This is a genomic window from Amycolatopsis sp. NPDC051903 (genome assembly GCF_044452505.1).
In the GTDB taxonomy this organism is placed as follows: Bacteria; Actinomycetota; Actinomycetes; order Mycobacteriales; family Pseudonocardiaceae; genus Amycolatopsis.
The window spans coordinates 1-13,604 of the sequence record NZ_JBITBT010000074.1 but is presented as its reverse complement, the minus strand read 5'-3'; the positions used below and the strand labels follow the sequence as shown (position 1 = coordinate 13,604).

Annotated in this window: 11 protein-coding genes; 4 read left to right on the top strand and 7 right to left on the bottom strand. The window is 68.8% G+C overall.

Going from position 1 to position 13,604, the window contains the following annotated elements; translation table 11 throughout:
• Positions 1 to 438: glycosyl hydrolase 2 galactose-binding domain-containing protein (locus ACIA77_RS51850; protein WP_395893644.1), on the top strand; the 438-nt coding region annotated here is incomplete at its 5' end.
• Between the two features lie 620 nt (positions 439 to 1,058).
• Here the strand turns inward: ACIA77_RS51850 and ACIA77_RS51845 are convergent.
• Both ACIA77_RS51845 and ACIA77_RS51840 read right to left on the bottom strand, forming a co-directional pair.
• Positions 1,059 to 1,874, bottom strand: a complete 816-nt coding sequence (locus ACIA77_RS51845) for a DinB family protein (RefSeq protein ID WP_395893643.1) — start codon at positions 1,872 to 1,874, stop codon at positions 1,059 to 1,061.
• 216 nt (positions 1,875 to 2,090) lie between these two features.
• Positions 2,091 to 2,993, bottom strand: a complete 903-nt coding sequence (locus ACIA77_RS51840) for a LysR family transcriptional regulator (protein ID WP_395893642.1) — start codon at positions 2,991 to 2,993, stop codon at positions 2,091 to 2,093.
• Positions 2,994 to 3,069: 76 nt separating this feature from the next.
• On the opposite strand from ACIA77_RS51840, the gene ACIA77_RS51835 reads away from it, so the two are divergent.
• Positions 3,070 to 4,146, top strand: a complete 1,077-nt coding sequence (locus ACIA77_RS51835; protein ID WP_395893641.1) for a 1-aminocyclopropane-1-carboxylate deaminase/D-cysteine desulfhydrase — start codon at positions 3,070 to 3,072, stop codon at positions 4,144 to 4,146.
• A gap of 534 nt (positions 4,147 to 4,680) precedes the next feature.
• Positions 4,681 to 5,091, top strand: a complete 411-nt coding sequence (locus ACIA77_RS51830; RefSeq protein WP_395893640.1) for a hypothetical protein — start codon at positions 4,681 to 4,683, stop codon at positions 5,089 to 5,091.
• Positions 5,092 to 5,299: 208 nt separating this feature from the next.
• On the opposite strand, the gene ACIA77_RS51825 is transcribed toward ACIA77_RS51830, so the two are convergent.
• Complete coding sequence (locus ACIA77_RS51825) at positions 5,300 to 6,352, bottom strand: hypothetical protein (RefSeq protein WP_395893639.1); 1,053 nt, start codon at positions 6,350 to 6,352, stop codon at positions 5,300 to 5,302.
• Between the two features lie 181 nt (positions 6,353 to 6,533).
• Entirely contained in the window at positions 6,534 to 10,139 is a 3,606-nt protein-coding gene (locus tag ACIA77_RS51820; protein ID WP_395893638.1) for a hydantoinase B/oxoprolinase family protein, read from the bottom strand.
• A gap of 147 nt (positions 10,140 to 10,286) precedes the next feature.
• Between ACIA77_RS51820 and ACIA77_RS51815 the strand changes: the two genes are divergently transcribed.
• Complete coding sequence (locus ACIA77_RS51815; RefSeq protein ID WP_395893637.1) at positions 10,287 to 10,874, top strand: hypothetical protein; 588 nt, start codon at positions 10,287 to 10,289, stop codon at positions 10,872 to 10,874.
• Between the two features lie 3 nt (positions 10,875 to 10,877).
• On the opposite strand, the gene ACIA77_RS51810 is transcribed toward ACIA77_RS51815, so the two are convergent.
• The 3 genes from ACIA77_RS51810 to ACIA77_RS51800 all read right to left on the bottom strand — a co-directional run bounded on the left by ACIA77_RS51810 (position 10,878) and on the right by ACIA77_RS51800 (position 13,235).
• A complete protein-coding gene (locus ACIA77_RS51810) occupies positions 10,878 to 11,537 on the bottom strand; it encodes a phosphate signaling complex PhoU family protein (RefSeq protein WP_395893636.1) in 660 nt (219 codons plus the stop codon).
• A 124-nt stretch (positions 11,538 to 11,661) separates the two neighbouring features.
• Positions 11,662 to 12,099: a pyridoxamine 5'-phosphate oxidase family protein gene (locus tag ACIA77_RS51805; protein ID WP_395893635.1), complete on the bottom strand. Its 438-nt coding sequence runs from the start codon at positions 12,097 to 12,099 to the stop codon at positions 11,662 to 11,664.
• 257 nt (positions 12,100 to 12,356) lie between these two features.
• Complete coding sequence (locus tag ACIA77_RS51800) at positions 12,357 to 13,235, bottom strand: universal stress protein (RefSeq protein WP_395893634.1); 879 nt, start codon at positions 13,233 to 13,235, stop codon at positions 12,357 to 12,359.
• Positions 13,236 to 13,604 lie beyond the last annotated feature (369 nt).

Here is a 13,604-nt window from a genome sequence, read left to right as displayed (position 1 = left end):
ACCACCCAGCTCATCCCCTGGAAAGACATGACCTTCACGGCCCAGAATCCAGCCTCAGTATCAGGCGTCGGCACCTACACCACCACCTTCAACCTACCCAAAACATGGAACGCCTCAAACGGCGCCCACCTCACCATCGACTCCACCGGCGGCGCCCTCGCCCAAATCTGGATCAACGGACAGAAAATCCCCGGCTACGACTTCATCGCCGGACGCACCGACGTCAGCCCCGCCCTGAAACCCGGCACCAACACCCTCAAAATCGAAGTGTCAAGCTCACTACGCAACCAGATGAGGACCCTCGGCTACCCCAACCTCCCCGCACCCACCACCACCGCCGGCGCCATCGCCTCCTACGGACTACAAGGCAACATCACACTAGACACCTTCACACTCGCAGTAGTCGACCACCCAGGTCGCCCCAAAGCCGGACACTGACCTTCCCCCCGCACTGACCACCACAACCACGGGGCTGGTCCCGCCGCCCACGACCCGGCGGGACCAACCCCGCACCGCCGACGCGTCGACAAGCCGGCCGATCCGTCGGCGGGCCGGGCGTTTTCCGTCACGGTTGATCCATTGGAGTTACGTTCACGGCAAGTGTTGCCGGGTGAGAACAGTCCCGGCGCTGGTGACGGAGACGCGCACGAAGAACGGGACGTCGTTGAAGGTGAACTGCGGGTACGCGGGTTCAGTGTTCGACTCCCTGAGGGCGCGCACAGTCGGAAAGCAAAGTCCACCAACGGTTTTCCTGAGTTTCAGGGCCGCTGTCGGTGGGCTTTGTTGATCTGTCCGTCCGCGGTGGGTACGCCGTGGGCCCGGCTGAAAGGTACGCCGCGAGGGACGAAGCGTGGACCGTGGTTGCCCCGGCGTTGACCAGAGCCAGAGACGGGGGCACGCCGGTGTAGGTGTCAGCCGTCGGGACGATTCTGGTGTGACCGCGCATCGCCCGGACGGTCCTCGCTTGCCCGGCCGACGGATACTGCTCGTCGAGATCCAATTCTCGGCCCACAACGACGTCGATCCCGTCGCCGGTTGGCCGAGGAACCACTCGGCGGCTACTGCGATTCGGGCAGACCCGCCTCGAGCACCGCGAGGTCGCGCTCCGCGTAACGATGGTGCTCGGCTTCTTCCTTCAGCACTATCTTGAGGCAGCGGCGCACGACGTACTCCTGGTCGGGATACGGGTCTGCCGGCTTGCGACCGCACACCCGGTCGAGCTCGGCCGAGGTGAGCCCGTCGACGATGCGCCGCATCGCGGCCATGCGGGCGAGCCGCGGCGCGAGGACCTCGTCGAGCGTCGGGGTGGCGGCGAGGGTCAGACCCAGCTTCACCGCCGCGTCGGGCGGCATCCCCCCGGCTGGGAGGCCCAACGGGTGGTAGGGCGCTTCCTCCTCGAGCACGGCGTTGCCGAGCCAGGCGTCGCAGGCGAACAGCAGATGCCGTTGTGTCTCGATCAACGACCACTCGCCGTCGACCTGCTCGTGCAGTGTTGCCTCGGGCAACAGCCTCGCTCGGTCGAGGGTCGCGCCCCACAGGCGCTCGATGGCGTCCCACGCAACCCGGTAGTCCTCGGGGGAAGCCGCATTCCTCGCCAACGCCCGCGCGGGGTGCCTGCGGTCGAGCTCGGCCTCGACGTAGGCGGTCACGTCTACGTCGTTGACGACGACGCGCTCGAAATCACCACCGAGGTAGACATCGCTGCCGTAGCAGTCGACGATCTTCAGACCGTTCACCTCGCAATCGCGGATCTCGAGGCCGGCGAGGTTGCACAGGTGGATACGAGCGCCGCGAAATTGGTCGCTCTGGGTGTACTCGGAAACCATCGGAGCAGTCTCGCTCACCCAGCCCGCCCGCGCCACGTCCGGCAGCACACGGCCGGGAACTCTATGCGCAGCACCGTGCGGCGCATGAACGACGAGCTCCTCGGCCGCAACCCCTTGTGCACGGCAAGAACATCAACTTCTTCTGTTCCAACGGGTAGCGAGGACCGTTGGTCAGTGGGATGCCTGCACCGAGGTGCGCCCGCATGTCGGTATGAAGCACCCCTGTCCAGGTGCGCCCACACAGCCGGCGTTCGGTGCGTCGTTTCAGAGTTCCGTTGCGGCTTCCCGCAGATACGCCTCAAGCCGTCTGATCGGTGCGGTCACGCCTCTCGTGTCGAGGCGGCAGGTGTAAAGACGGCGGACGACGGTGGGCTGCCGCATGGGCAGAACCACGACGCTCGGCGGAGCGTCCATCAGCAACAACCGCGGCAGCAGCGCGACGCCGAGGCCGGCCGCGACGAGATTGAGCGCGGTGCGGAAGTCCATGCCGTCGAAGTCCAACCGATGTCCGCTTCCCCGGTCGCCGCCGACGGGTGACGCTGCCAAGTCGCGGAAGTCGACCGCGGTGTTGATCCACGCGTCCGACGGCAGGTCGGCCGGGGTGACGCTGTCGGCTCCGGCCAGGGGATGACCGACGGGAAGGACGACCATGATCGGATCGTCCACGAGGTGCTCTTGCCTGAGCCCGGCCGGCGCCGGCTCGGGAGCGTGGGCGTAGTCGAAGGTGATGGCCAAGTCGATCTCTCCCCGGAACAGCAGCGCATGCGTTTCGCGCTGCTCAAGTTCACGGAGTGTGATGTGGACGGCCGGACGGGCCGCTCGCAGGCGGGCGAGCGCGGGAGGGACGATCGAGGCTGCCGCGGAGATGAACGCACCGAGCCGCACCTCGCCGACGGTGCCCTCCGCGAGCGCCGCGAGCTCGGTAGCGGCGTGGCTCATCGACACGCTGATCGCGGCCTCGGTGTCGAGCAGCACCTGGCCGGCCTCGGTCGCCCGGACGGGCCGCCGGACCACGACTCGCGCGCCGACCCGTCGTTCCAGTTCCGCGACCTGCTGCGAGACCGCGGACTGGGTGTAGCCCAGTTCCTCCGCGGCAGCGGCGAACGAACCGAGCCGCACGACGGCCTCGAGGGTCACCAGATGCCGCGGGTCGAACAGCCATGACATGAAGATAAGAGTAGCTTATCGGCCAAGAAGAGATCATCGCTTGTGCTAATCCAGAGGCGTGGTTGACGCTGGACGCATGGACTTCACGCACTTCGACACCGCGATCAGCAAGCTCCCCCGACGCCGGGTCGGGTTCTACCCGACTCCGTTCCACGCCTTGCCCAATCTGTCGGCGGCGTACGGGATCAACCTCTTCCTGAAACGCGAGGACCTGGCCGGTCCGAGTGCGATCAGCGGAAGCAAGATGCGCCTGGCCGAGTTCATCCTGGGGCGGGCCATCGAGGACGGGGTGACGCACGTGATCACCCAGGGCGCGTACCTGACCAATTCGGGGCTGCAGTTCGCCGCCGCCTGCCTGAGCGCGCGGATCACGCCGATCCTGGTCCTGACGCGGAACGTGACCCGGCACGGCGAACTCGGCGAGTTCCGCGGCAACTACCTGCTCAACAAGACGATGGGGGTCGAAACCCACGTCCTCAACGTCAGCGGCAACGAATGGCACACTCCGCGCGAGGCCGCGCGGATCACCGACGCCATCGCGGTGCGCAAGGCCGAGCTCGAGGCGCAGGGGCACAAGGTCCTCGTCATCGGAACCGGCGGTGCCCACCCCGACGGCTTCATCGCGCACGCCCTCACGTTCCGGGAGCTGCTGGAGCAGTCCGACGTCGCGGGGGTCGAGCTCGACTACGTCTACCACACGATCGGCACCGGGACCGCGCTGCCGGGGCTGCTGGCAGCCAAGCTCAGCCTGGGCCACCCGGTGAAGTTCCGGTCGATCTCCATCCAGCGGGTCAACGACGAGGACCGGATGAACCCCGGCGTGATCGTCGAACGGACCAAAGCGGTGCTGGCCACCTTGGGCGCGCCTGTACCCGACGACGCGACGATCCGCGCCGAGATCGACATCGACCAGCGCTTCATCGGCGAGGACTACGCCGTCGCGTCCCCCGAAAGCACGGCAGCCATTCGCGAGCTCGCCCGAGCGGAGGGCGTCTTCGTCGGCCCCGTCTACACCGGCAAGGGATTCGCCGGATTGCTCGACCACGCCCGCAGCGGGCGGATCCCCGCCGGCAGCAACGTCGCGTTCCTGCACACCGGAGACACCGGCAACCTGTTCGAGATCCCCCAAGTCGTCGGCCACATCACCGACTGAGCCCGCAGGTCATCAATCACGATCACCCTGACCGGCAACGAAAACCCAACCCGGCAACTGCCTCGAACGCCCTCGATCGCACGTGGCCCTCGATCGCACGTGGCCCGCGCTCACACGCCGGCCCGTGCAGCACACCACCTCTATCCGCGCCTCACGGCGTGAAGCGGAGAAATGCTCTCATTGATTCCAGACCTCCGCGAAGCTTTTGTCGACTCGGGCGCACCGTTCGGAAGCATCTCCCCATCGAATGATTCGCGCCCGATTTCGTCAAAACTTGCGCACAAATTCTAGGATTTCGTCTTCGAGTAAGAGGATTTGCCTGCGCGACCGGAGAATATGCAGTTGTACCGAGGGTAGAGGCTTCGCCGCGGGAATTCGGCAACCCGGTGAATCGCTCGTCCAACAAGGTGTCCATCTGGTGAATTCGCCGCGAACCGGTCCAGACCAGGAGGAGTATTGCCCGGTTCATCCTCCGACCGGGCCTCACAAGGGTGATACGGCGGAGCAACTGGAGGGATAACGATGAGATTCAAGATGGGCGCGGTTCTCGCCGCGACAGCGCTGGTGACGTTCGGCTTGAGCGGGGGCGTCGCGAACGCGGCGATCGATCAGGTCGCCCAGGTGCCCGCCGCCACCGCCTTGGCTGCCTGCGCGGGCCCGGTCTCGCCGGACGGGGGCGCCGGGGCCTGTTTCAACCCGACCGGGGAGCACCTGCTCAACTGCGACCTCCTCGCCGATGGCCACCACCCGGAGGTCTACTACTTCCGGTCAACCTCCCCCAACACCCTGCGCCACATCAGCGACGCCCCTGAGGCCGGCAACTGCGTCGACCACAACCTGGCCGACATTCCCGAATCCGGCTGGATCGATGTCCAGGCCTGCAACTACGAAGGCAACACGGAACTCAGTTGCAGCAACTTCGTGCGCGAGTACGCCGCGGGCTGAGCACTCACCCCAAGGCGAGAGTTGAACCACCACGAGAACCCGGGAGCTCACCGCCGCTGGACTGACGGTGAGCTCCCGCCGCACTCGCAGCAACCCCGCTAGACACCGTGGGCTTCCGCAGCGATGGCGTAGAGGTGGCGGGCGGCGTGCGGACGCACGACGTCGGCGATCGCGCGCACCTGCGTTCGGCCGCGGTGTCACGGTCTGCTCAGGTGAATCGGACCGTGCCCATGACCGCGTGGCCAGGGATGCCGGCGGTCGCGACCTTACCGGGACGCGGCACCCCCGCGATCCACAGCTGCCCGGTCGTGGCCGTCGCGAGGCCGAACGCGACCACCGCGTTCCGCATGCGAAAGCCGACCGTGCGGCCGTCGGGCAGAAGAGCCCGGCCTCGGAGGCGGACGAGACCGCGGCCGTTGATCCTGATCGGCCGGTCGAGCACCACCGGCAGCTCGGTCCAGGTATCGGCCGCGAGCGGAGCGCTGAGCCGAAACCCGCGGACCAGCACGCCCAGCGCGACAACTCCGATGAACACCGCGAGGAACACTGCCCCGTTTCTGGCCGCCTGAAGGGCCCGGTCGGCCGGCAGGTCCGCTGCCGTCCAGCCCGCGAGGGCGGCGACGACGCCGTAGACCGCTGCCGCGTACCAGCACACGCGTGCCGCGTAACGCCGATAGGCCGTGAGCACCGGATCGAGCCGCGGCGAGGTCGGCTCCCGGGAGCCGACCGGCAGTACCAGCGCACCGGGCGGTGGACCGTCGGTGATCCGCGCCGCCAGGAGCACACCGGCCCCCGGCAACGTGACCATCACCCGATCACCCGCGCGCAGCAACCACAAGCGCCGCTCGCCGGCCAGCTGCACCCGCAGGGGAGCAGGCAGCCTGGTGCGCAACCACCGGCCGTCGGGCAGGCCGACACCGACCTCGCGGCCCGCGACGACCACCCCGTCCGAAGCGCAGTTCACCGGTTCGAACCGGGCACCGAGCAACGGCACCGCCCGCCGCAGCGCCGCGAGGACGGCGAGGGCCGCGACCAGGACGACACCGAAGAACACCACAAGGAACAGCGGCGCGACGACACCCACCCCGGCGAAGAACAGGGCTGTCCCGCCGACCACGAACGGCAGCGGAAGAACCAGGCTCGCAGCCGCACGGCGGCGCGCGACCGCGTGAAGTTCGCCGAACACCGGCAGCGCACCGGCCGGCACGGCCGGATCCGGCTCCCACAACCGGACGCGATCGGACTCCGGACGAACGGTCATTTCTCTCCCCCACGTGCGCACCAGGTCACTCGTACTTCGATACCCGGGCGGGCGGCGTTACGCCACAGCCGAGGCGCCACGGTCGGCCACCGCGCCGCGAACTGGTGCACCGTACCGGTGAGGACGACGAGATCGTCGCCCGCACCAGCGCACTCCGCGGCGACCGGCAGTCCACTGCAGACTAGTGCGGTGGCCGCGGTGCGCCGTAGCCACCGCCACCCGGGGTTTCGACGATCAGCACGTCACCCGCGCAAACCTGGGCGGAATCGGCGCCCGCGAGTTCGGTGACGGTGCCGTCGGCGTGCTGCACGTGGTTGCGACCGAGCGCTCCGGGCGAGCCGCCGGCCATACCGTAGGGCGCGACCTTGCGGTGGCCGGACAAGGTGCTCACGGTCACGGGTTCGGTGAACTCGAGGCGGCGAGTGGCGCCGTCGCCTCCGTGCCACCGTCCGTCACCGCCGCTGCCACGGCGGATGGCGAATTCCCGCAGCAGGACGGGGAAGCGCCACTCGAGCACCTCGGGGTCGGTGAGCCGGGAATTCGTCATGTGCGTCTGCACCGCGGACGCACCGTCGAACCCGTCACCGGCACCGGAGCCCGACGCGAGAGTTTCGTAGTACTGGTGGAGTTCGTTGCCGAAGGTGACGTTGTTCATCGTGCCCGAGCCTTCGGCCTGCACACCCAGAGCGGCGAGCAACGCACCGGTGATCGCCTGAGAGGTTTCGACGTTGCCGGCGACGACGGCCGCGGGATGGGTGGGCGCGAGCATCGAGCCCTCCGGGATGATGACCCGCAAGGGGCGCAGGCAGCCGTCGTTGAGCGGGATGTCGGCGGCGACCAGGGTCCGGAACACGTAGAGCACCGCGGCGTTGGCGACCGAGGACGGTGCGTTGAAGTTCGTGTCCAGCTGGGGCGAGGTCCCGGTGAAGTCGATGGTCGCACTGCGACTCGCGCGGTCCACGGTGACCCGCACGGCGATGATCGCGCCGGAGTCCATGCGGTACCGGTACTCGCCGTCGCCGAGCGTGTCGATCACGCGGCGGACGGCGTCTTCGGCGTTGTCCTGAACGTGGCGCATGTACGCCTGGACGACCTCGAGTCCGAAGTGGTCGATCATCTTGCCGACCTCGTCGACGCCTTTCCGGTTGGCGGCGACCTGGGCACGCAGATCCGCGAGGTTCGTCTCCGGGCTGCGGGACGGGTGAGGCGCGTCGGTCAGGAGGCGCCGCGTTTCGCTCTCGCGGAATCGGCCGCTTTCGGCGAGCAGCCAGTTGTCGAACAGCACCCCTTCTTCGTCGACCGCGCGGCTGTGGGCCGGCATGGAGCCAGGCGTGATCCCGCCGATTTCGGCGTGGTGCCCGCGGGAGGCGACGTAGAACAGGATGTGCTCGCCCACGGCGTCGAAGACGGGGGTGATGACGGTGATGTCCGGCAGGTGGGTGCCGCCGTGGTAGGGGTCGTTGACCGCGTAGACGTCACCGGGTTTCATCGTTCCGGCGCGCCGGCTGACCACTTCCTTGACGCTGGTCCCCATCGAGCCCAGGTGGACGGGGATGTGCGGCGCGTTGGCGACGAGGTTGCCGTCGGCGTCGAACAGCGCACACGAGAAGTCCAGCCGCTCGCGGATGTTCACCGACTGGGCCGTGGCCTCCAGCCGGGTCCCCATCTGTTCGGCGATCGACATGAACAGGTTGTTGAAGATCTCCAGCAGCACCGGATCCGACGCGGTCGCGGCGTCCGTCTCCTCCGGCGCCGCCACCCGCTCGGCGATCAGGTGCCCGGACCTCGTCAGCGTCGCCTGCCAGCCGTCGTCGACCACGGTGGTGGCGTTGGCCTCGGCGATGATCGCCGGCCCGGTCAGGACATCGCCGGGGCGCATTCGCTCCCGCTGCCGCAACGGCACCTCGCGCCAGTCCCCACGGGTGCAGAGGGACGCGGTCCCGCCCGGATCGGCGGTGTCGGGAGTCTGCTCGCCCAGATGGGACAGATCCGGTTGTTCGGTCAGGCCGGTGGCCTCGACGGAGATCGCTTCGGCGATCAGCGGGCGGTCCATCAGAAACGAGTACGTCGCACGGTGACTGGTCTCGAAATCGGCGATCATGGTGTCGAGTCCGGCCAGTTCCACCGGCACCGCGGTGTCGGTGCCGTCGTAGCGCACCTGGACCCGCCGGACCACCCGGATCCGCTCGGCCGGGATGCCCTCGTCGAGCAGCTCTGAGCGAGCGGCTTCTTCGAGCGTGTCGGCGACCTGCGCCAGCTTCGGCAGGGCCGCGGGGTCGAGCCTGATCTCGACGGACTGTTCCCGCATCGCGGTGGTGTCGGCCAGCCCGATCCCGAGCGCGGAGAGCACGCCGGCCATCGGCGGCACGAGCACCGTGCGGATACCGAGTGCGTCCGCCACCGCGCACGCGTGCTGCCCGCCCGCACCACCGAAGGTGGTCAGCACGTACCGGGTCACGTCGTGTCCCTTTTGGACGGAGATCTTCTTGACCGCGTTCGCCATGTTCGCCACCGCGATCCGCAGGAACCCCTCGGCGACCTCTTCCGGCGAGCGCTCGTCACCGGTCTGCGCCCGTACCTCATCGGCCAGTTCGGTGAAGCGGCGCCGCACGACCTCACTGTCCAGCGGCTGGTCCCCGTCGGGGCCGAACACGGCCGGGAAGTGTGCGGGCTGCACCCGGCCGAGCATGACGTTGGCGTCGGTGATGGTCAACGGTCCGCCGCCGCGATAGGAGGCCGGGCCGGGGTCCGCACCGGCCGAGTCGGGGCCGACGCGGTAGCGGCTGCCGTCGAAGTGCAGGATCGACCCGCCGCCGGCGGCCACGGTGTGGATGTCCAGCATGGGGGCGCGCAGCCGGACCCCGGCGACCTGAGTGGTGAAGATCCGCTCGTACTCGCCGGCGTAGTGCGACACGTCGGTCGAGGTACCACCCATGTCGAAGCCGATCACGTGGTCGAACCCCGCCAGCGCCGACATCCGCACCATGCCCACGATGCCCCCGGCGGGGCCGGACAGGATCGCGTCCTTGCCACGGAAGTGCCCGGCCTCGGCCAGTCCCCCGTTGGACTGCATGAACATCAACCGGACGCCGCGCATCTGCGCGGCCACCTGGTCGACGTAGCGGCGCAACACCGGGGACAAGTAAGCGTCCACCACCGCGGTGTCGCCGCGCGGCACCAGCTTCATCAGCGGACTGACCTCGGACGAAAGCGAGATCTGGCGGAAGCCGACGTGCTCGGCCAGGTTGCCGATCTCCTGTTCGTGGGCGGGATACAAGTGGCTGTGCAGGCAAACCACCGCCACGGCGTGGATCCCGTCGGCGTACGCCTGCCGCAGCGGGTGGCCCAGCCGGTCGAGATCGGGCGCGCGCAGCACGGTGCCGTCGGCGGCGATCCGTTCGTCGACCTCGATGACACGCTCGTACAGCATCTCCGGCAGCACGATGTGCCGGTCGAAGATCCTGGGCCGGTTCTGGTACGCGATGCGCAACGCGTCGGCGAATCCCCGCGTGATCACCAGCAGCGTGCGCTCGCCCTTGCGTTCCAGCAGTGCGTTCGTCGCCACCGTGGTGCCCATCCGCACCGTCTCGACATGCTCGACCGGCACCGGCGCGTCTTCACTTGTGCCGAGGAGCGCCTTGATCCCGGCCACCGCCGCGTCGCGGTAGCGCGCCGGGTTCATCGACAGCAACTTGTGCGTCAGCAGCTGCCCGTCCGGCCGTCGCGCCACGATGTCGGTGAACGTGCCACCCCGGTCGACCCAGAACTGCCATTCCGCATTCGCCACACCGGCTCCCTTCACCGGTCACCAGTCCCTCCCACCGAGCCTACAATCGTCAGCGGTGGCGGACGCGCGAGCGCGCTTCGCACTGAACGGCCGGTGACTCACGCTTTTCGGGTTGTCAACAGCGACCGGCGAGCGAGGTGATCCGAAGTGACAGCCCAGACGATCGGTGTCTACACCGAGGACACCCCTGGCGAACGGCGCGTCGCCCTCGTACCCGCCGTCGTGGCCCGAATCCGGGGGCTCGGCTTGGACGTGCTGATCGAGCGCGGCGCCGGGAGCCGAACCGGAATCGCGGACGAGGGCTACACCGCGGAGGGCGCGCGCCTCGGCTCGCGTCAGGACTTGTTCGACACCGCCACCTTGCTCGCCGGCGTGAGGCCACCGGTCAACCCGTTCGGGCATCGGTTCCGCCGTGGACAAGCACTGCTCTGCCTGATGCAGCCGCTGCGCATCCCGCTCCGGATCCGCGATTGGGCGGATCAGGGGCTCACCGCGATCGCGCTGGACCTGCTTCCCCCGACCTTCAGCACACCACGTCCGGCACACGCCGGATCGGAGGACTACGCCACGATCGTCGGGAACCTGCTCGAGCACCTGGTCCGCGACGGGGCCCTCACCATCGACCTGACCGATCCCCTCCAGGCCACGATGGTGGTGACCCATGACCGGCACGTCCTCAACGGCGCGGTGTGGCAGCGGATCCTCGCCGAGATCGCGATCGCGGGGCTGCCGTGAAACTCACGTCGTCGCTGTGTCCACGTCGAGCAGCAGTGCGCGGCGCCCGACCGCCATGGCGTGCCAGGCGAAGCGTTCGTAGCAGCGCGCCACCAAGGTGAGGTCGACCGCCGCATCCGCGTCGATCGGGCAGTCTCGGGACAGCAGGCGCCGGTACAGCACCCGCTGCGCGCGGTCCGCTGACGCGTCGCACGCGGCTAGCTCCGCGATCCCGGCAGCCCCGCGCGATTCCACGACATCGGCTGCTTTGCCCATCATCACGAGGCAGATCCCGCTCACCTCGCGCAGTGCCTCCCGCACCGTCTCGGGAACGGACGGCCAGCAACGCCGGGTCCGGGCGATGTCGGCGACCTCTCTCGCGAGCTGCCCGATCACCTCGGCCTCGGCGTTGATGTGCACGGCCGCGATGGTCGCGGGCACCAGCATCGGCTCCGCCGAGCGACGACGGACCGCCAGGGTTTCGGTGGCGTGGCTGTCAACCTCACGCCGCAGCGCATCGACCGCCCGGTAAGCGGAGTTCAAACCGGCGCCCAGGGAGGCGTCCGGAGCGAACACGGCCTCGGTCGCACGACCCATCGCTTCGCTCGCCAGGCCGATCAGCTCCACCAGCTCCGTGCTCGCCCGGTCCACCTCCCGGGCCGACGTTTCCTGCTTCACGAGCAACCTCCCGCCATCGCGGTGAGCCACAGTGGACGACGCTACGCCGCCCCGGCGAGGACACGGGGGGAACCCGCCGACTTTGCGACCGCGTCAACGATGAGCACGGCTCCTTGCCGTACGGGAGAAGTCATTCCTGACTTCCCAGGCCGCAGCGCTGAGCGGGACCGGCGTCCGACACGCGAAACATTCGCCCGTTGATGATTTCTATCGGGATCCGCAGGAAGTGTGAGCGTTCCCCACCGGGCCACGGCCGGTGCCGGGGTTCGGCCAGCGCCACCAGTTCGTCGATTTCGGTGATCGGATTCGCCTTCCCCAGTACGACCACGCTCCACCCGGTGTGGGTGGTGGGGTCGATGCTGTCGACCTCGAACGCGACCACGTCGTCGACGAGCTTGGCGATCGACCCGGTACGGCTGCTCCGGACGATGATGTTTCCCTCGTGCACGAAGAAGTTGACCGGTCGGATGGCGGGCACCGCGTTCTCGGAAAACACCAGCCTGCCCACTGGCTGGGTCGACAGGAGGTCGATGCATTCCTCTGGCGTCAAGGGGCGCAACTCGGTCATCGTTGATCCCGGTGTTCGGCGGAACAGTGGTTGACGCGTCGAGTGTGCTCGGCTGCGGGGAGCGGGGTCAGGGCAAGAAGTCCTTGGCTCGGAGGACAGTCGGCCGGCGTCGCGCTCGATGCTGCGGAGTCCAGCCGTCGCACGCGCGCAGGGTCGACCACCGCCCCATCCCGTTCTGACCCGGCGCAGCCGTTCCGCTACGGGCGGTTCGGAAACGTCCCGATGGGTTCCGCACCGCCGGACCGGCGGGCACGTGATCAGCGCTCTCCCGAGCGCACCACCATGACCGGGCAGTTCGCGTGGTGCAGCAAGGCCTGGCTCGTCGACCCGAGCACCAGCCCGGCGAAACCACCGCGGCCGCGGCTGCCGACGACGAGCAGCTGGGCGGTGTGGCTCAACGCGAGCAGCCGGTGGCGGGGCTTGTCGTGGTCGACTCGGCGTTCGACGGGAACGTCGGGGTATTTCTCCTGCCAGCCGGCGAGGCGCTGGGCGAGCAGGCGGCGGCCGGTCTCCGGGAGGCTTTCGCCCGGGAACACGCCGCTGCCGATGCCGGTGTGGGAGAGGTCGCCGTCGTGCCAGGTGTGGAGGGCCACGAGGTGGGTGTTGCGCAGCGAGGCTTCCTCGAAGGCCCAGCCGATCGCCGCTTCGCTGAGCGGGCTGCCGTCGACGCCGACGACGACCGGGCCGTCGACGGATTCCCGGCCCCGGACGACGACCACCGGACAGCGTGCCTTCGCGGCCAGGTCGAGCCCCGGCGAGCCGCTGAACAGGCCGAGCAGCGCCCCGATCGGTTCGCCGACGACGAGGATCCTCGCGCGTTCCGACGCGACGAGCAGGGCGGGCACCCGACCTCGGTCGGTGGCCTCCGTCCAGATCGGGAGCCCGGGCACGAGCGCTTCGAGCGTCTCGCGCGTCCGGTGCAGCAGTGCTTCCGCTTCCGCGCGCTTGAGGGCTATCCAGTCCGGCGGCATGTCCGCCGTGCTGCCGAACCAGGTGTCGTCGAATCCGTACGCGGTGAGCAAGACCAGCGGAGTGTGCCTTCGCGCTGCTTCCCCGACTGCCCACACCGCCGCAGCGGCCGCGGTCTCCGAGCCGTCCACAGCCACGACGACGGGTGACTTTCCCGGTGCGGTCATGCTGTGCCCTCCCGTCCCACAGTGCGAACCACGAACGTAGGCCCGCCTGGGACTGTTCCGCTGCAGCCGTTCGTCCCCGCGACCGGGGACCAACGCCGGCCCGGTGCCGCGAGCCGGTTCCGACAGCTCCGCACGGCCGTCGGCGGCGTCGGAAGTCCGCTGCTCCCCCACGACAAAGTCACTGGCAGCCGGGGCTTGCGCCCACAGGGCCGAACGCCACACCCCCGGTGACCTAACGCCCTGCCACCGCGGCGGTACCGGCACGAAGCTGGACCCCATGGCCGACACGACACCGTGGGCAGCGGTCCGGGAAACGCACAGCGGTGTGGTCTTCCTGGTCGGTGACCGTGCGTACAAACTGAAGAAGCC

Coding starts and splice junctions, on each gene's coding strand:
- ACIA77_RS51840 (WP_395893642.1), bottom strand. CDS start 2,993: ATGTCATGGCTGTTCGACCCGCGGCATCTGGTGACCCTCGAGGCCGTC.
- ACIA77_RS51835 (WP_395893641.1), top strand. CDS start 3,070: ATGGACTTCACGCACTTCGACACCGCGATCAGCAAGCTCCCCCGACGC.
- ACIA77_RS51830 (WP_395893640.1), top strand. CDS start 4,681: ATGGGCGCGGTTCTCGCCGCGACAGCGCTGGTGACGTTCGGCTTGAGC.
- ACIA77_RS51825 (WP_395893639.1), bottom strand. CDS start 6,352: ATGACCGTTCGTCCGGAGTCCGATCGCGTCCGGTTGTGGGAGCCGGAT.
- ACIA77_RS51805 (WP_395893635.1), bottom strand. CDS start 12,099: ATGACCGAGTTGCGCCCCTTGACGCCAGAGGAATGCATCGACCTCCTG.
- ACIA77_RS51800 (WP_395893634.1), bottom strand. CDS start 13,235: ATGACCGCACCGGGAAAGTCACCCGTCGTCGTGGCTGTGGACGGCTCG.